This is a genomic window from Streptomyces sp. NPDC015032, assembly GCF_043080425.1.
Taxonomy (GTDB): domain Bacteria; phylum Actinomycetota; class Actinomycetes; order Streptomycetales; family Streptomycetaceae; genus Streptomyces.
In genome coordinates, this window is record NZ_JBIBVN010000010.1 from 76518 (window position 1) to 93539 (window position 17022).

Here is a 17022-nt window from a genome sequence, read left to right on the forward strand (position 1 = left end):
AAGCCGACAGGACCGTCGCGGGTCACCACGCCCGCCGAGAGCCGAGAAAGGCTGTCCGCCGATGCCTCTCCACACGGGTTCACCCCACGGTAAGGAAGCGTCCGAGAAACGCCGCAGACTCGCCCTCAACCCGTTCTTCGGGGAGGCCGACCCGACCGCCGGCATGGAGTCGGCGCCGCCCCGGCACCGGCTGCCCGACCGGCCGATGCCGCCCTCGACCGCGTACGGCCTGATCCATGACGAGCTGATGCTCGACGGCAACGCGCGACTCAACCTCGCCACCTTCGTCACCACCTGGATGGAACCCGAGGCCGGGGTCCTGATGGGCGAGTGCCGCGACAAGAACATGATCGACAAGGACGAGTACCCGCGCACCGCCGAGCTGGAACGGCGCTGTGTGGCGATGCTCGCCAACCTCTGGAACGCCCCCGACCCCTCGGCCGCCGTGGGCTGCTCGACCACGGGCTCCAGCGAGGCCTGCATGCTCTCGGGCCTGGCGCTGAAACGCCGCTGGGCGGCCAGGAACGCCGACCGCTATCCGGCGACCGCCCGGCCGAACCTCGTCATGGGCATCAATGTGCAGGTCTGCTGGGACAAGTTCTGCAACTTCTGGGAGGTCGAACCGCGGCTGGTCCCGATGGAGGGCGACCGCTTCCATCTCGACCCGCAGGCCGCGGCCGACCTCTGCGACGAGAACACCATCGGCGTCGTCGGCATCCTCGGCTCCACCTTCGACGGTTCGTACGAGCCGATCGCGGAGCTCTGCGCGGCGCTGGACGCCCTCCAGGAGCGCACCGGCCTCGACGTCCCCGTGCATGTGGACGGGGCGTCGGGCGCGATGGTGGCGCCGTTCCTGGACGAGGACCTGCTGTGGGACTTCCGGCTGCCCCGGGTCTCCTCCATCAACACCTCCGGGCACAAGTACGGCCTCGTCTACCCGGGCGTCGGCTGGGCCCTGTGGCGCTCGCCCGCGCAGCTGCCCGAGGAGCTGGTCTTCCGGGTCAACTACCTGGGCGGCGACATGCCGACCTTCGCCCTGAACTTCTCCCGGCCCGGCGCCCAGGTGGTGGCGCAGTACTACACCTTCCTGCGGCTGGGCCGGGACGGCTACCGGGCCGTCCAGCAGGCGTCCCGGGACGTGGCCCGGGGGCTGGCCGGGCGGATCGAGGAGCTCGGGGACTTCCGGCTCCTCACCCGGGGCGACCAGCTGCCCGTCTTCGCGCTGACGACCGCGCCGGATGTGGACGCCTACGACGTCTTCGACGTGTCGAGGCGGCTGCGCGAGCAGGGCTGGCGGGTGCCCGCGTACACCTTCCCCGCCAACCGGCAGGACCTGTCGGTGCTGCGTGTGGTGTGCCGCAACGGCTTCTCGTCGGACCTCGCCGAGCTGCTCGTGGAGGACTTCCGGCTGATCCTTCCCGACCTGCGCCGCCAGCCGCACCCGTTGAGCCACGACACGCAGGCGGCGACCTCCTTCCACCACTGAGGGCCGGCGGGAACGCTCAGCGGCCGATCCGGGCGAACCTCCGTACCGCCAGCGGGAAGAACACCGCGGTCAGCGCCAACGGCCAGGCCACCGCGAGCAGTTCGGCGTGGTCGGACGCCCAGGTGCCGCCGGCCGCGCCCGGGTTGCCGAACAGCCGGCGCACCGCCGTGGCCGTGGCCGACATCGGGTTCCACTCGACGACCGCGCCCAGCCATCCCGGCATCGACTCCGGGGCGGCGAAGACATTGGAGAGGAAGCCGACCGGCCAGACCAGGATCTGCACCGCCTGCACCAGCTCCGGCTTCCCGGCCACCAGCGCCAGATGGATGCCGATCCACAGCATCGCGAACCGCAACAGCAGCAGAAGCCCCGCCGCTCCCAGAACCGCGGCCGGCCCGTGGTGCCAGCGCCAGCCGACCGCGTAACCGACCCCGGCCATCACGGCGAGCGCGGCCGCCGACTGGAGCATGTCCGCGGCGCTCCGGCCGACCAGCACCGAACCGGAGACCATCGGCAGGGCGCGGAACCGGTCGATGACCCCCTTGTTCAGGTCCTGGGTGACCGCGAGCATGGTCGACTCCAGGCCGAAGGCCATGGTGAGCGCGAGCATCCCGGGCACCAGGAACTCGGTGTTGTCGCCGTCGACGCCCTGCCCGCCACCGACCAGGTAGTTGAACATCAGCAGCAGCATCACGGGGAAGACCAGGCCGACGACGATCCGCACCGGCTGCCGTGCCCAGTGCGCCAGTTCACGCCGCGTCATCGTCCAGGAGTCGGAGACCGCCCAGCTCATCGCGCTCATGCCAGCACCTCCGCGGGCGCCGGCTTCCGGTCGGTCAGCGCGAGGAAGACCTCGTCCAGCGTCGGGCGCCGCACCGCGATGTCCTCCGCCTCGATGCCCGCCTCCTCCAGCACCCGTACGGTCCGGATCAGGGCCGCCATCCGGTCCGGCGCCGGAGCCCCGATCAGCCGCCGGTCCGGGTCGACCACCGCCCCGGCGCCCAGCAGCCGGGCAGCGGCGGCCAGTCGGGCCCCGTCCCGGACGACGACATCGATGCGGTCCCCGGCCACTATCGCCTTCAGTTCGTCGGCCGTCCCCTCGGCGGCCACGCGTCCCGCGTCGATCACCGAGATCCGGTCGGCGAGCTGATCGGCCTCCTCCAGGTACTGCGTGGTCAGCAGGACGGTCGTGCCGCCGCCCACCAGCGAGCGCACCGCCGCCCACACCTCGGCCCGGCCGCGCGGGTCGAGTCCGGTGGTGGGCTCGTCCAGGAAGAGCACCTCCGGGCCGGTGATCAGCGAGGCGGCCAGATCGAGCCGTCGCCGCATGCCGCCGCTGTACTCCTTGACCGGCTTCCGGCCGGTGTCCGCGAGCCCGAAGCGGGCCAGCAGTTCGTCCGCCCGTACACCCGCCCGACGTGCACCCAGGTGGTACAGGCGGCCGAACATCTCCAGGTTCTGCCGGCCCCCGAGCTCCTCGTCGACCGCCGCATACTGCCCCAGCAGCCCGATCCGGCGCCGGACCTCACCGGCCCGGTCCCGTACATCGAACCCCGCCACCTCGACCCGCCCCTCGTCATGGCGCAGCAGCGTCGACAGGATGCGCACCGCCGTGGTCTTGCCCGCCCCGTTGGGGCCGAGCACGGCGTGGACGGTGGAGCGGGCCACCCTGAGGTCCAGGCCGTCCAGGGCACGTTTCTCCCCGTATCGCTTGTGCACACCTTCGACAACGATCGCGTCCGTCAAAATCGCCACACCCTCCCGTAGTCAAACTTGACTAGCGAGATCGAAGGTAACCACGACCGCCTCATTCGTCAAACTTGATTACTCGTCGTCGCCGGGATCGCGGACACCGGTCGCGTAAGGGTTCTCCTGCCCCTCGGCAAGCACCCCGACGAAGGGTTCGCCCTCCCCCGCGAAGCTGTAGGCCCCGCCTTCGATGCGCGCGATCAGCTCGCGTGTCCACTCCGCCCCGGCATCCGCCGAGTGGACCCACATGTTCATGATCTCGCCGATGTGGCCGAGCGCCTCGGGCCCGGCCTCCGGCGTGTAGTACTCGGTGACCGAGGCCCGCCAGGCCGCGAGACCGGCGACCCGCTCCTGGAGCAGCCCGATCGCCTCGGACCGCTCCAGGTCGACCATCCCGCCGAGACCCGCCGCCAGCACATCCGGCTTCTGGTCGTACGAGGTCAGCGCGGCGCGCAACAGCGCGAGGTACTCCTCGTTGCCGCGCTCGGTTATCTCGTACTCGGTACGGGGCGGGCCCCCCGCCGTGCTCGGGGCCGTCTCGTGGGCGACCAGCAGCCCCTGCTTCGCCATCTGCTTCAGTGCGTGGTAGACCGATCCCGGCTTGGCGTTGGACCACTCGTGGGCGCCCCAGTACTCCAGGTCGTTGCGGACCTGATAGCCGTGCGCCCGGCCGTGCTGACGCACGGCGCAGAGGACCAGCAGCCGGATCGCGGACATGTCACGCACCCTTCCTATTCAACTTTGATCAGCGTAGCCCGCCGCCTCGGCGACCAGCTCGAACGCGGTGCGGCCGTCCAGGGACTCCCGGATGATGTCGGCGTGCCCGGCGTGCCGGGCGTGCTCCTCGACGAGATGGATCAGCAGCCAGCGCATCGAGACCCGTCCATCCTTCGGGAACCAGGGCGCGTCGGGCAGCGGGAAGGTGTCGTCCAGGCTGGGCACCGAGCGGATGAACTTCTCGACCTCGGCCGCGACGCCGTCCCAGAACTCCAGCATCTGCTCCACGGTCTCGTCGCCGATGAGCCGGAAGGTGTCCGCCCAGGCCTCCTGGACCTGTGAGGTGTCGCCGGTCAGTGCGGTGTCGCCGGTCCGCTGCTGAGCCATCCACAGCCAGTGCTGCTCGGTCCGGGCCACATGCTTGAGCAGTCCGGAGAGGGAGAGTTCGCTGGCGCTGGGCCGGCTCGCCGCCTGCTCCTCGGTCAGACCGATGAGCGAGCGCCGGATCGCGCCGCGCTGCGCCTCGACGAAGGAGAGGAGCGCGCCGCGCTCGTCGCCGGTGGCTTCCGCGGGAACGTGAGTGACCATGATGTCCGCCCTGAGTTCTGTGCCGGTTTCTTCCTGACACCGACCACGCTACGGACCCTTGCGGTCAGCTCCTGTCCTCAACTCCGGGACTCCGGGCAGACCAGACCTCGTGCGGACCAGTACGTCGGCACTTCGCGCGGGCGGACGGCGGAGGTGGCGACGACGACAGGGAAGTCGGGGACGGCGACGACGACAGGGACGCCGTCGGGGACGGCAGGGACGTCAGGAACGGCAGGGACGTCAGGAACGGCAGGGACGTCAGGAACGGCAGGGACGTCAGAAGGGGAACGCACTCCGGCCGTGCTGGATGGAGATCCACTTCTGGGTGGTGAAGGCGTCCACGGTCGCCTCGCCGTTCAGCCGGCCGATACCGGAGGACTTCTCACCGCCGAAGGCCATCAGCGGATCGTCCTGGACGGTGGAGTCGTTGACGTGGAACATCCCGGTGACGACGCGCCGCGCGAACCGCACCCCGCGTTCGGCGCCGCGGGTGTGCACGGCGCCGCTCAGCCCGTACGGGGTGTCGTTGGCGATCCGTACGGCATCGTCCTCGCCGTCGAACGGCACCAGCAGCGCCACCGGGCCGAATATCTCCTGGGACAGCAGCGGGGAGTCCGCGGGAAGCCCGGTGAGCACGGTCGGCTCCACGAGATTGCCGCGGGTCCGGCCCCGTACGAGCGCGGTGGCCCCCTCGGCGAGCGCCTGGTCGACCAGGGCGGTCAGGGCGTCGGCCTGGAAGGTGTTGATGACCGGGCCGATCTGGGTCTCCGGGTCGCGTGGGTCTCCGGTCCTCAGCGCGGCCACCCTGGCGGTGAACTTCTCCGTGAACTCACGCTCCACGCCCCGGTCCACCAGGATGCGGTTGGCGGCCATGCAGACCTGCCCCTGGTACACGAAGCGGCTGAAGACCGCCGCGTCGACCGCGTAGTCGATGTCGGCGTCCTCCAGCACCACCAGGGCGCTGTTGCCGCTGAGTTCGAGGATCGTCCGCTTGAAGTGCCCGGCCGCCGTCGCGCCGACGTGGCGGCCGACCCGGTCCGTGCCCGCGAAGGAGATCACCTTCGGGACGGGGTGCTCGATGAACGCGTCCCCTATTTCGGCCACGTCGGTGATCACGACGTTGAGCAGTCCGGCGGGCAGTCCGGCGTCCTCGAAGATCTTCGCGATCAGCCCGCCGCCGACGACCGGGGCGTTCTGATTGGGCTTGACGACGACCGCGTTGCCGAGCGCGAGAGCCGGGGCGACGGACTTCATCGTCACCAGGAAGGGGTAGTTGAAGGGACTGATCACCCCTATGACCCCGACGGGCTGCCGGTGGAGACGGTTCTCCTTGCCGTCCGCCGAGGAGGGCAGGATGCGCGCCCCGGGGCGCAGCGCCTGATGGGTCGCGTCGCGCAGGAACTCCTTGCCGAAACGGACCTCGTACTCCGCCTTGGCACGGGTGCCGCCCGACTCGTCGACGATCGCCTCGACAATGTCGTCGTGCAGTTCCTCGGTGATGCGCAGGGCACGTTCCAGAATGCCGCGGCGCTCGTACGGATTGATGAGGGCCCAGGACCGCTGGGCGCGTTCGGCGGCACGGTAGGCCAGATCGACCTCCTGCGCGGTCGCGATGGTGATCGCGGCGAGTTTCTCCCCGTTGTAGGGATTGAAATCGATGATGTCCCACGAGCCGGTTCCGGTCCGCCACTCACCGTCGATGTACTGGTCGGCCAGCTCGTAGAAGAAGGACATGCGATCCCTTAACTCAGGTGCAGACTCCCGTAGAACCGTCATCGTACTGATGAATCACGCCAGTTGGAGCAGACCGCGGAGCAGGTCGCGACTCTCCTCGGGCCCGGGGCTGTCCTCGTGCAGTCGCGTCATGGCCTTTTCGTACTGAGCGACTTCTTCAGCCTTGTCCAGATAGAGCGCACTTGTCAGCTGCTCCAAATAGACAATGTCCGACAGATCGGATTCCGGGAATCGGAGCATCGTAAAAGAGCCGCTCTCCCCGGCATGCCCGCCAAAACTGAAGGGCATCACTTGAAGAGTGATGTTGGGCTGCTCCGACATCTCGATCAGATGCCGCAGTTGTCCGCGCATGACTTCACGGTCGCCGTAGGGCCGACGCAGTGCCGCCTCGTCCAGTACGGCGTGGAACCGGGGTGCGCGTTCGGACACGAGAGCCTTCTGGCGCTCCAGCCGCAGCGCCACACGGCGGTCGATCTCGGCCGCCGGCGCGCCGCCCATGCCCCGGGCGACTACCGCGTGCGCATAGTCCTCGGTCTGCAACAGACCGTGGACGAACTGGACTTCGTACACCCGGATGAGCGATGCCGCTCCCTCCAGACCGACGTACGTCTGGAACCAACCGGGCAGTACATCTCCGTAACTGTGCCACCAGCCCGCCACATTGGCCTCGCGGGCCAGACCGAGCAGGGCGTCGCGCTCCGCCTCGTCCGTGACACCGTAGAGCGTGAGCAGGTCCTCGACGTCCCTGGCCTTGAAGCTCACCCGTCCCAACTCCATGCGGCTGATCTTCGATTCGGAAGCCCGGATGGAGTAGCCGGCCGCCTCACGCGTGATCCCGCGCGAGTCGCGCAGCCGCCTGAGCTGCGAGCCCAGCAGGATGCGTCGCACCACAGATCCACTCGACTCGCCTGCCGCCACTGGTCCGGCCCTCCCCATCGCTTCCTGGACACCGGGGCTCCCCCTGAACCCCAAGTGCCGGATTCTGCCACCAAAACGCTTCAGCCCGTACTCATTCGATTACGGAAATGAGAAGGCTCCCGTAAAGCTACGAAAATACCCGCAGGAAGAAATGACCAAGAACCGGCACGGGTTCGGACAGGTCCGGCGCGTGCACGTGCATCTGCCCTTGCATCTGCCCTGCGCATTCGGAACCATGGTCCTCGCGCACCTGCGTGCTCGTTCGTGTTGTGCCGCTGTACCCCGCAGTACCGATACAGCCGCGAATCCCGGGAGTGCCTCGCATGGGGACGAATGGATCGACGATGCTCGAGCCGTTACGGCAGGGGCTTCCCCCCATCGATCCCTCAGCCGTCTCCGGATCGGCCACCTGCGCTCTGCCCGCCCAGTACGAAGCCGTGGGCGGGGCGCGGAGATTCACCAGGACGACACTGAGCCGATGGGGGCTGGACGAGCGCTTCGACGACGTCTCGCTGGTCGTCTCCGAACTCGTCACCAACGCCCTGCGGCACGCCCTGCCCACGGACACGGTGCCGGACCTCCAGGAATCACCCGTACGGCTGCACTTGATGCGTTGGAGCTCGCGCCTGGTGTGCGCCGTGCGCGACCCCAGCCCGGAGAGCCCCATCGCCTCCGAGGCCCCCGACTCCGCGGAGTCGGGCCGGGGCCTCTTCCTGGTGGAGTCCTTCAGCGACTCCTGGGGCTGGCACCCCTCCCCCGTGCTGGGGGCGAAAAGCCCGAACGGCGCGGCAGCACCGCGCGGCAAGGTGGTCTGGGCGCTGTTCCAGCTGTCGGACAACGCGTAATCCGCATCCGCCCGGCCCGGCGGCGAGCGACGGACCGGGCGGATGGCGACCGGCGGGGCCGGGCAAGTGACGACCAGTGAGGCCGGGCGGATGGCGACCAGCGAGGCGGGACAGGCGTCGACCGGCGGGCTGGGCCGGCGGGTCGGACCGGCGGGTCGGGCCGGCGGGTCGGACCGGCGGGTCGGACCGGCGGGTCGGGCCGGCGGGTCGGACACCGGTCGGCCCGCGGGATGTGATCAGCCGCCCGCTATGAGGTGGTCGAACTCCCCATCCTTCACCCCGAGCAGCAGCGCCTCTATCTCGGCGGGCGTATAGACCAGGGCCGGCCCGTCGGGGTGGCGCGAATTCCGCATCGCCACATCACCGTCGGGCAGTTTCGCGAACTCCACACAGGATCCCTGGGAGTTGCTGTGTCTGCTCTTCTGCCAGACGACTCCGCGAAGCTCTGTGGCCGCCATGCCGTTGTACACGTGGTGCACAGGACGCTCCCCGAGTTGCAAGGTGCAAGTGTCAACTGTCTCGGATCATAGCTCTGTTCAAATATCCCTGCATGAGCAGATGCATGCGCCGATGCACGTGCACTCGGGGTGTTCCCGTGATTACAGCTTTGCGATTACCGCTTTGGACGCAGGGATAGACGTACGGGTTGTCCGTCCGGCTCCATTCGGTTGCCCCTACCCCGAGTCGGCCGCCCCATCCGGGGTCCGCGCGCGCTGGTAGCTTGGCGCGGGCTTTCGTCGACAAGGGGGAATTCCGCATGCGCAACGTCGTACGCACCGGTGCCGTGGTCGTCGCCGGATTCGTCACCGCCGTCGCACTGACCGGCTGCAGCAGTGACGGCGGGAAGAGCGACCCGGACAACGGCGCCGGGGCCGGGGCCGGGGCCGGGGCCGGGAAGAACGGCCGGGCTACGGGGGACAGCAACGGCAGTGGCGACGGCGAGTCCGGGGCCGACGGCGCTGCGCTGGAAGGCGGTTGGGCCGGCAAGACCGACGGCAAGGCGGTGGTCCTGTCCGTCGCGTCCGGCAAGGCCGTCCTCGTCACCGAGCAGCAGGCCTGCACGGGCACCGTGAACGACACGGGCAAGGTGACGCTGACGCTGAAGTGCACCGACGGCGATACCAGGCGCACCACGGGGTCCGTCGAGTCCAACGACGGCAAGACCGCTGTCGTGTCCTGGGACAGCGGGACGAAGGACACCTTGGCCAAGACCGCGCCGGGAGCGATTCCGTCCGGTCTGCCGGACCTGCCGACCCCCTGACGGGCGGGACCGAGCCGTCTCCGTCTCCGTCGCGTCAATCCTCGTGCTCCGGGGGCGGGTTCGGGCCCGGGTCCGGGTTCTGCCCCGGGTAGGGGCCCGGCTTTGGTTCCGGCTTCGGGTCCGGGTCCTGCTTCGGGTCCGGGTCCTGCTTCGAGTCGGGGTCCTGTTTGGGCTTCGGCTTCGGGCTCAGTTTCGGGCTCGGCTTTGGTTTCGGCGTACCGTCCAGCCCCCGGGAGAACTCCTCCAGGGCTTCGAGGAGGAGGCCGGCCCCGTGCCGTACGAACGGGTCCGCCTCCCCTTCGTCCGTCCGCTGCCGCGCGTCCCACTGCGCCAGGGCCTCGTGCGCCTCGGCCCAGTCCGGCACGCGTCGCTCCCGTACCTCCTTCGCACCCTGCTCGGTGGCCCGGCGCAACGCCTCGGCCAGGCGCGCGGCGGCCGGTACGGGGGTGGCGGCGGCGCACGGGAGGTGGGCCTCCAGCAGCATCGCCACCCGGCCGAACTCGGCGAGGGCGTGCTGGGTGTCGTCGGCGGCGGCGCGGGAGAGACCGCGGTTGCGCACCGGTTCGTGCTGGGCGGTGGCCAGCGCCTTCTGCCAGGCGACGCGGGCCTCACGGGTTTCGAGCAGGGCGGTACGGACGTCGTCGTGGCCGCGCTCGGCCGGATCGGCGTACTGGTCGACGACCGAGGCCGCGTACCGCCCGTCCGCCTTCAGCCAGTCGCCGAGCCTGCCGCGAAGCCGCGGGGTCTCCCAGGCCGGGTAGGCGGCGTACGAGATCATCGCGAGGAGACCGCCGAGGAGGGTGAGGACGACTCGTTCGTGTACGGTCTGCGACCAGTTGCCGCCCGCCATGCCGAGCAGGAAGACGACATACGCGGATACGCACGCCTGGCCGACCACGTACCCCGTGCGCATCAGCAGATACATCAGCAGGGCACAGAGCACGGAGAGCATCGCGGAGAGGGTCACGTCGGGGTGGGTGGTCTGGACGATCGCGGTGGCGAGCGAGACGCCGACGATCGTGCCACCGAAGCGGGCCACGGAACGCCCGTACGTCTGGGAGAACTCCGGCCGCATCACCATCACCGCCGCCATGGGCGCCCAGTAGCCGTGGCCGAAGGGCAGTGCGGTGGCGATGAGATAGCCGACGGTGGCGACGGCGGAGACCCGGACTGCGTGGCGCAGGATCGGTGAAGCGGGGCGCAGCTCGGCGCGCATGGCTCCGGCGACGACGGGGATCATGCGCAGGAGAGTGGGCCGGCGGCGGTGCGGGGCGACGGGCGTCCCCTCCCCGGCGCCCTTGATGGCCTCCGCGGCGGCCTCGGCCTCGGCCTGTTCCTCCTTCGTCCCCTCGCCCTCGGCCGTCTCGATGACATCGGAGAGCAGCACACTCAGCCGTTCGGCGGCGCGGCGGGGCGGGCCGGTGAGGAGGGTGCCGGTGTCGGGGGTCCTCAGCACGGCGACGGTGGCCGGGGCGAGCTTCACCGGGTCGCCGTTGCGGATCGCGCGGGCCGCCGAGTCGAGCACGGATCCCGCGGCGGCGAGCAGTTCGCGCACCCGGTCCCGCTCCGGCCCTTCGGACGGCACGCCCATCGCCGGGTCCGCGAGCGAGGCGAGCACCGGCCTGATCCGCTCGGCGACACCGCGGGAGCCACGCAGCTCGGGCGGTCGGCGGCGAGCCTGACGCGGGGTGACGGCGGCCGCGTTGCGAGCCGTCATCAGCGGCACCGGGTCGAAGGCGGCGAGCGGGTCGTGGCGCAGCCGCCGGGCGTAGTCGGCCTCCGCGGCCAGGGCATCGGCGAGGGCATCGCGCTGGGCGCCCCATCTCCGTACCGGGAACAGCACGATCAGCGCCGCCTGCACCACACCGCCGAACAGGATCATCGCCGCGTGCACGGCCGAGTTCGCGACGGAGGTGGGCAGGGTGACCGTCACCAGCATGATCGCCACGTTGGACGACGCGATGATGCCGCCCGTCGGTCCGGCCGCCCAGGCCAGGCCCGCGAGGAACGTCCAGAGCGCCAGCAGGGCCAGGAACAGCGGCAGGCGGGAGCCGGTGAGATAGCCGAGGAACGTCGATACGGCGAGACTCGCCCCGGAGACCAGGGCGAGGACGGGCCGGGGGCGCCAACTGCGCTGGAACGTGGCGATGGCCGCCTGGAACGCGCCGAACGCGGAGCTCGCGGCGACTACGGGCCCGAAGAGCGCGAGGCTGATCCCAAGGACGAGGGCGAGCCCGGCCGCACCGCGGATCGCGATGAGCGGTTCGAGACGCCGCCGCTCGATCGTCAGCCCCGAGCGGGCCGTCTCCTTCAGCGCCCGGAGCCAGCTCATGCCCAGAGCCTAGCCCGGAATTACCGATAAGCCCGATTTGCTGAAATAGGGAAGGTTTCCGGGGTTCTTCCTTCCGGAATTCCCGTCCGGGGCCGCCTGCCCGTGGTGCTCGTCCGGGGCCGCCTGGTCCGTGATTCTCGTCCGGGATTGTCGTGAGCTGGTCCCGGGTTCTATTCGGGGTTCTGACGGTTTCCACGCCCGCTGCGGATCTCCGGTCCGGCCCCGCTCATCCTCGCCCGGTCCGCGGCGGCCGTTCCATGGGTCCATCCGTCGAGGTCGGTGGCGCCCCGGACGCGCGTGGTCGTGGTCTCGGGGAACATCCGCTCGGCGGTGTCCGTGACGGCCATGTCGCGGGCGGCGAGGACCGGCAGCAGACGGGGCGCCGCCGCGTCGGCCCCGGCTCCGGTGCCGGCTGCGGATTCCGCCTCGGCTTCGGCGGCCGCGGTGACGCGGGCGGTGTCGGCGGCGAGCCGGCTGCCCAGGCGCTGGGCGTACGCCATCAGGAAGGACTGCCGGAACGTCTTGGTGCGCTTGCGTCCGCCGGCCCGCTGGCCCGCCTCCGCCGTCGTCATCGCCGCCGTGCCCTGGACCAGCAGGGAGGTGTACAGCAGCTCCACGGCCTCCAGGTCCGCCTCGAATCCGACCACCGTGGAGAAGGCGAGGTCGCTGTTCCACACCGCGCGGCAGCGGTTCGCGGAGGCGACCGCGTCGAGCAGGATCGCCTTCGCCGTCTCGTACGGGGCATCGACCCCGATCCGGCACGCGCTCGGCGCCTCCTTGCTGTGGGTACGGGCGGCGAGCAGGGCCTCGTCGATGGAGTGCCGGGCCATCAGCTCCTGCGCCTTGGTGGTGAGGGCTTCCGCCTCCTCGGGGAAGCCGGTCGCCTCCGCCTTGGCTAGCAGGGCGCGGATCCGGGTCAGCATCCGGGGCTCGTCGTGCGCGGGCGGCAGGTGGAGCCCGTGCGGGGAGGCGCCGGGGGGCGGTCCGACCGCTTCGATGGCGGGGAGCCGGAGCAGCAGTCGGTACAGGCCGAGGAGGGCGGAGGCGTAGGAGAACCGGTCCGGCCGGTTCCGGGGCGGCGCGGCAGGGAGCGCGTCGAGCTGCGACCGCCAGCGGGGCGGCAACGACTCGTACCGCCCGGCCTCCGAGGCGATCAGCCCGGCGGCGAGGCCGGCCGCGGTCTCGTCGAGGTCGCGGCGGACGATCCGTACGACATCGGCGGGCTGCCAGCCGCGGCCCCAGGCCCGGCGGACGAACTCCTCGCCGCGCCGGACCAGTTCCGCGTCGGCCGTCGGGTCGGCGGCCAGGAGGGAGGCTCCGGTGTCGAGACCGGTGTCTCCATCCGAGTGGAGGGCTGCCGCGAATGCCTGGTCGATCACCGGTTCCATGAGGTCAGGGTAGGCAGGACGGTGCGGCGGGGTAGGGCTGGCCCCACCCCGGGGACGGGCCCCGGCGGGCGTGATCGCGAGACGCGGAAACGGTTCGATCGAGGACATGACTTCCCCGCACGCATCCACTGGACCCGCCGCGTCCACCGGGCCCGCCGCGTCCGCCACGCCGGCCGTGACCGTCGCGCCTGCCGCGTCCGCCGCGCCTGCCGTATCTGCCGCGCCTGCCATATCTGCGGCGCCCATGGCGTCCGCGACGTCCGTGGCGTCCGCGAATGCCGCCGACGCCGTACGGCTCCGCTCCGTGCGCCGCGCCTACGGCGAGATCGACGCCCTCGGCGGCATCGACCTCACCGTCCGCACCGGCACCTTCACCGCCGTGATGGGTCCGTCCGGTTCGTTCCGGCAAGTCCACGCTGCTGCACTGCGCGGCCGGGCTCGACCGGCCGACGTCCGGCACCGTCGAGGTGGGTGGGGCAGAGCTGACCGGGCTGAGCGAACGTCGGCTGACGCTGCTGCGCCGGGACCGGATCGGCTTCGTCTTCCAGGCGTTCAACCTGGTCCCCTCACTGACCGCCGCCCAGAATGTCGCCCTGCCGCTACGTCTCGCGGGCCGCCGCCCATCCCGTACCGAGATACGTGAGTCCCTGGCCCGGGTCGGTCTGGCCGTCCGGGCGGGGCACCGGCCCGCCGAGATGTCCGGCGGTCAGCAGCAGCGGGTGGCCCTGGCACGCGCCCTGATCACCCGGCCCGCGGTGCTCTTCGGCGACGAGCCGACCGGCGCGCTGGACACCGCGACGAGCCGGGAGGTGCTGGTGATGCTGCGGGAGTTGGCGGACCGGGAGGGGCAGACGGTCGTGATGGTCACCCACGACCCGGTGGCCGCGGCGCATGCGGACCGGGTGGTCTTCCTGGTCGACGGGCGGGTGGCGGACGATCTGACCGGGCTCTCGGCCGAGCGGATCGCAGCCTGGATGGCGGCGGGACGCACGGGGTGCCGGGCCAGCGGTACGGGCAGCGCGGGCAGCACGGGGGTGGCGTCGTGCTGATCGTTGCCCTGGCCTCCCTGCGCACCCGCTGGACCACGCTCGTCGGCACCTTCGTCGCGCTCACGCTGGGCGTGGGACTGATCGCGGTCATGGGGCTCGGCCTCGCCTCGACCTTCGGCGCCCCGGACCGGGCTCCGCAGCGGTTCGCCGGATCGCCGGTGGTGGTGATGGGCGACGACACCCTGACTGTGGAAGTGCGGCGCGGGCCGTCCACAGACCAGGTCAGCCGCAGGCTCGCGCATCCACACCCTGTGGATATCAGACTCCTGCGCGACCTCCGGGCGCTCGGCCCGGTGAACGCGGGACGACAGGAACGGTGCGCGGGGCGGCCCGGACGCCGTGGGTGTGGACGCACCCGTCGCCGAGGTGCGCCGGGTCGTCGGCGACCGCGCCCTGGTCCTCACCGGGGACGACCGTCGCCGAGCCGACCCGGCGACGGAGCGGGACACCGAGGGGCTGGCCACCGTGAACGCCCTGCTCGGCACGGCGGGTGGCATCACCGCCTTCGTCGCCGTCTTCGTCGTGGCGTCGGCCTTCGCCTTCGCGGTGGCGCTGCGCCGGCGCGAATTCGGGCTGCTGCGCATGGCGGGCGTCACACCGGGCCAATTGCGGCGGCTCCTGCTGACCGAGGCCGCTGTGGTCGGCATCCTCGCCTCGGCCGCCGGGTGCGTGCTGGGCCGCCGGGGTGCGCCGCTGCTGGCCGGGCTGCTGGTCGACGAGGGAATGGCACCGCCCTGGTTCACCGTCCGGCCGGCCGTCTGGCCGCTCCACGCCGCCTTCTGGACCGGGCTCGCCGTGGCCTTCGCGGGAGTCTGGGTGGCGTCGCGGCGGGCCGGCAGGATCGGCCCCGCCGAAGCGCTGCGCGAGGCGGATGTCGATACGGGTGTGCTGCCGCCGGCCCGCCGTCTGCTGGGCTTCGCCCTGCTCGCGGGGGCCGCCTTCCTGATGGCGAAGTCCCTCGCCACGGACCCGTCCGCGCTGCTGAAGCGGAAGACGTACACCACCCAGCCGATGGTCCTGATCACGGCCGCCGCCCTGCTCGCGCCGCTGCTGGTACGCCCGCTGGTCCGGCTGCCGGGGGCGACCGGAATGCTGGTGACCGCGAACGCGTCGGCGTCGCTGCGGCGTACGGCCGCGGTGGCCGCTCCGGTGCTGATCACCGTGGCGCTGGCGGGTTCGGTGGCCGGCTCCGCGACGACGGTGTCGGCGGCGAAGGCGGCCGAGGTACACGCGCACACCCGGGCCGATCTGGTCGTGACGGGCAAGGAGTTGAGGGTCCCGCCGGTGCGCGGCGCGACGCTGTCCGCGTCCGCCTCGACGGCCGTCTACGTACGCGAGGAGGGCACCGCGCTCCTCATGTCCGAGGCCCGCGCCGTGGACGATGCGAAGGCCCTGGCGAGGGTCGGGCGACTGCCGGTGGTGGCGGGCGACATCCGGGATCTGGACGACCGCTCGATCGTGGTGAACGAGGAGTGGGAACAGCGCACGGTGGGCGCGACGGTACGGGTGTGGCTCGGCGACGGGCGACCGGTCGCGTTGCAGATCGCGGCGGTGCTGGCGCGCGGGACGGGGAACAACGGGGCCTATGTCACCAGGGCGAACGCGCCGACGGCTCCGGTGGACCGGATCGACGTCCTCCTCTCGCCGGGCGTGGACCGTGCCGCCGTCACCGCGCGGTTGCACGACACCGGCGGCACGGTGCGGCCGACGGAGCAGTGGCTGGCCGCGACCCATCCGCGCACGAGCCCGCAGACCCGGCTCGGTCTGGTGGTGATCCTGGGAATCGCGCTGGTGTACACGGCAATCGCTCTCGCCAACACGATGCTGATGGCGGGGTCCGTACGGTCCTCGGAGCTGAACGCGCTCCGGCTGACCGGGGCCACCCGGCCGCGGGTCCTCGCGGTGGTGGCCGGGGAAGCCCTGTTCGCGGTGGGCATCGGGGCGTTGCTCGGACTGGCCGTGACCGCGGTGAACCTGATGGGCCTCGGAGTCGCGCTGGCCTCGCTGTCCGCACCGGTGGCGGTGTCGGTGCAGTGGCCGCTGATGGGCGGCGCGGCGGGGGTAGGCACGCTGGTCGCGGTGGGGGCGGCACTGCTGCCGAGGGCGGTGCGGTGCCGCTCGACGCCGGTGAACTGAACCACTGGCTCCGGAGCCGACACCGGAGCCGGGGCCGGAGCCGGAACCGGCCTCGGGCCCGGCTTCTGATTCGGCGTCGGGTTCGACCCCGACTCCGGCTTCGGGTTCGGGATCGGGTTCGACTCCGGCTTCGACTCCGGCTTCGGCTTCGGGCAGCGGACGAGGAGCCAGGCAGGCTGCGCCGTACGGAACCAGGTTCGCCCACACGATTCGCCCATTCAGCCCTACCCGCCTGGCGGACTGGGAGGGCGTCGCGAAAGCGGGATGGACGCGGCGCTCGGCACGAAGGGGGCGGCCGGGCCGCGCTCAGCGGTGACTGCGCCATGCTCGCCGGCGAGGTCCAGAACGTACTGAAGGCGTTGCGGCGCGGCGGGATCGAACTCGTCGAGCTGCACAACCACCACCTGGCGGAGGGCCCTCGCCTGTTCTTCACCCACATCTGGGCCGTGGGCGACGGCGTCGAGCTCGCCCGCGCGGTCCGCGCCGCGGTGGACACCACAAACGTCGTACCGTCCGGCTGAGACCGGCAGCCCCCGCCGACCCCGGGAACGCGCCCTGCCCTCCCTGCCCGCCGCACCCGCCATACCCGTCACACGGACCGCACGCACCGCACCCATCACACCCGTCACACGGACCGTACGCGCCGCACGGGGCCGCCGTACCGATTGCGCCGGTCCAGTGACCCCGGCCCTCGAATCCATTCTGCATATGGACCAATCGGCCCGGAGCGGCGCGTGCCCGCGCGGGCGACCGGGCACCCATGTCCCGTCCGGTCCGCACCCTCCTCGAACCGCCCGTCAGATCCCCCTCTGGAGATCC

Annotated in this window: 13 protein-coding genes and 2 pseudogenes; 6 read left to right on the forward strand and 9 right to left on the reverse strand. The window is 71.4% G+C overall.

The genetic code is table 11. The annotated features are described in order from the left end of the window. The first annotated feature begins 61 nt into the window (after window positions 1-61). Window positions 62-1486, forward strand: a complete 1425-nt coding sequence (locus ACF08M_RS16860; RefSeq protein ID WP_392186019.1) for a glutamate decarboxylase — start codon at window positions 62-64, stop codon at window positions 1484-1486. Between the two features lie 16 nt (window positions 1487-1502). Here ACF08M_RS16860 and ACF08M_RS16865 read toward each other — a convergent pair whose 3' ends face one another. The 6 genes from ACF08M_RS16865 to ACF08M_RS16890 all read right to left on the reverse strand — a co-directional run bounded on the left by ACF08M_RS16865 (window position 1503) and on the right by ACF08M_RS16890 (window position 7210). Beyond that, on the reverse strand, window positions 1503-2288 hold the full coding sequence (locus ACF08M_RS16865) for an ABC transporter permease (protein ID WP_392186020.1): 786 nt from the start codon (window positions 2286-2288) through the stop codon (window positions 1503-1505). Continuing rightward, window positions 2285-3232 (reverse strand): ATP-binding cassette domain-containing protein, encoded by a 948-nt coding sequence (locus ACF08M_RS16870; protein WP_392186147.1) that lies wholly within the window; start codon window positions 3230-3232, stop codon window positions 2285-2287. Before ACF08M_RS16870 ends, ACF08M_RS16865 begins: the two co-directional genes overlap by 4 nt. A 78-nt stretch (window positions 3233-3310) precedes the next feature. Then, window positions 3311-3952, reverse strand: a complete 642-nt coding sequence (locus ACF08M_RS16875) for a PadR family transcriptional regulator (RefSeq protein ID WP_392186021.1) — start codon at window positions 3950-3952, stop codon at window positions 3311-3313. A gap of 18 nt (window positions 3953-3970) precedes the next feature. Continuing rightward, on the reverse strand, window positions 3971-4540 hold the full coding sequence (locus tag ACF08M_RS16880; RefSeq protein ID WP_392186022.1) for a DinB family protein: 570 nt from the start codon (window positions 4538-4540) through the stop codon (window positions 3971-3973). Window positions 4541-4816: 276 nt separating this feature from the next. Beyond that, window positions 4817-6274 carry an aldehyde dehydrogenase family protein gene (locus ACF08M_RS16885; RefSeq protein ID WP_392186023.1) on the reverse strand — a complete coding sequence of 486 codons (1458 nt, stop codon included), beginning with the start codon at window positions 6272-6274 and terminating at the stop codon, window positions 4817-4819. 54 nt (window positions 6275-6328) lie between these two features. Further along, the gene (locus tag ACF08M_RS16890; protein ID WP_392186148.1) at window positions 6329-7210 is read right to left on the reverse strand and encodes a helix-turn-helix domain-containing protein; all 882 of its coding nucleotides are present in this window, start codon (window positions 7208-7210) and stop codon (window positions 6329-6331) included. A 326-nt stretch (window positions 7211-7536) separates the two neighbouring features. Between ACF08M_RS16890 and ACF08M_RS16895 the strand changes: the two genes are divergently transcribed. Next, window positions 7537-8037, forward strand: a complete 501-nt coding sequence (locus tag ACF08M_RS16895) for an ATP-binding protein (protein WP_392186024.1) — start codon at window positions 7537-7539, stop codon at window positions 8035-8037. 236 nt (window positions 8038-8273) lie between these two features. Here the strand turns inward: ACF08M_RS16895 and ACF08M_RS16900 are convergent, their stop codons facing one another. Further along, window positions 8274-8516 carry a DUF397 domain-containing protein gene (locus tag ACF08M_RS16900; RefSeq protein ID WP_037690973.1) on the reverse strand — a complete coding sequence of 81 codons (243 nt, stop codon included), beginning with the start codon at window positions 8514-8516 and terminating at the stop codon, window positions 8274-8276. A 278-nt stretch (window positions 8517-8794) separates the two neighbouring features. On the opposite strand from ACF08M_RS16900, the gene ACF08M_RS16905 reads away from it, so the two are divergent. Then, window positions 8795-9298, forward strand: coding sequence for a hypothetical protein (locus ACF08M_RS16905; RefSeq protein WP_392186025.1), 504 nt, complete (start codon window positions 8795-8797; stop codon window positions 9296-9298). A gap of 34 nt (window positions 9299-9332) precedes the next feature. Here the strand turns inward: ACF08M_RS16905 and ACF08M_RS16910 are convergent, their stop codons facing one another. Continuing rightward, window positions 9333-11630 carry an FUSC family protein gene (locus ACF08M_RS16910; protein ID WP_392186026.1) on the reverse strand — a complete coding sequence of 766 codons (2298 nt, stop codon included), beginning with the start codon at window positions 11628-11630 and terminating at the stop codon, window positions 9333-9335. Window positions 11631-11800: 170 nt separating this feature from the next. Continuing rightward, window positions 11801-13018, reverse strand: coding sequence for a DUF2786 domain-containing protein (locus ACF08M_RS16915; RefSeq protein WP_392186027.1), 1218 nt, complete (start codon window positions 13016-13018; stop codon window positions 11801-11803). 244 nt (window positions 13019-13262) lie between these two features. Between ACF08M_RS16915 and ACF08M_RS16920 the strand changes: the two are divergent. The 3 genes and pseudogenes from ACF08M_RS16920 to ACF08M_RS16930 all read left to right on the forward strand — a co-directional run bounded on the left by ACF08M_RS16920 (window position 13263) and on the right by ACF08M_RS16930 (window position 16724). Continuing rightward, window positions 13263-14067: pseudogene (locus tag ACF08M_RS16920) on the forward strand (ABC transporter ATP-binding protein). After that, window positions 14061-16203 (forward strand): annotated as a pseudogene (locus ACF08M_RS16925) (ABC transporter permease). Before ACF08M_RS16920 ends, ACF08M_RS16925 begins: the two co-directional pseudogenes overlap by 7 nt. After that, on the forward strand, window positions 16179-16724 hold the full coding sequence (locus tag ACF08M_RS16930; RefSeq protein ID WP_392186028.1) for a DUF1259 domain-containing protein: 546 nt from the start codon (window positions 16179-16181) through the stop codon (window positions 16722-16724). Before ACF08M_RS16925 ends, ACF08M_RS16930 begins: the two are co-directional and overlap by 25 nt. Window positions 16725-17022: the final 298 nt, after the last annotated feature.

Bases quoted from the DNA above. Each gene is read 5' to 3' on its own strand.
- ACF08M_RS16860 (WP_392186019.1), top strand. From the start codon at position 62: ATGCCTCTCCACACGGGTTCACCCCACGGTAAGGAAGCGTCCGAGAAA.
- ACF08M_RS16865 (WP_392186020.1), bottom strand. From the start codon at position 2,288: ATGAGCGCGATGAGCTGGGCGGTCTCCGACTCCTGGACGATGACGCGG.
- ACF08M_RS16875 (WP_392186021.1), bottom strand. From the start codon at position 3,952: ATGTCCGCGATCCGGCTGCTGGTCCTCTGCGCCGTGCGTCAGCACGGC.
- ACF08M_RS16880 (WP_392186022.1), bottom strand. From the start codon at position 4,540: ATGGTCACTCACGTTCCCGCGGAAGCCACCGGCGACGAGCGCGGCGCG.
- ACF08M_RS16885 (WP_392186023.1), bottom strand. From the start codon at position 6,274: ATGTCCTTCTTCTACGAGCTGGCCGACCAGTACATCGACGGTGAGTGG.
- ACF08M_RS16890 (WP_392186148.1), bottom strand. From the start codon at position 7,210: ATGGGGAGGGCCGGACCAGTGGCGGCAGGCGAGTCGAGTGGATCTGTG.
- ACF08M_RS16895 (WP_392186024.1), top strand. From the start codon at position 7,537: ATGCTCGAGCCGTTACGGCAGGGGCTTCCCCCCATCGATCCCTCAGCC.
- ACF08M_RS16905 (WP_392186025.1), top strand. From the start codon at position 8,795: ATGCGCAACGTCGTACGCACCGGTGCCGTGGTCGTCGCCGGATTCGTC.
- ACF08M_RS16910 (WP_392186026.1), bottom strand. From the start codon at position 11,630: ATGAGCTGGCTCCGGGCGCTGAAGGAGACGGCCCGCTCGGGGCTGACG.
- ACF08M_RS16915 (WP_392186027.1), bottom strand. From the start codon at position 13,018: ATGGAACCGGTGATCGACCAGGCATTCGCGGCAGCCCTCCACTCGGAT.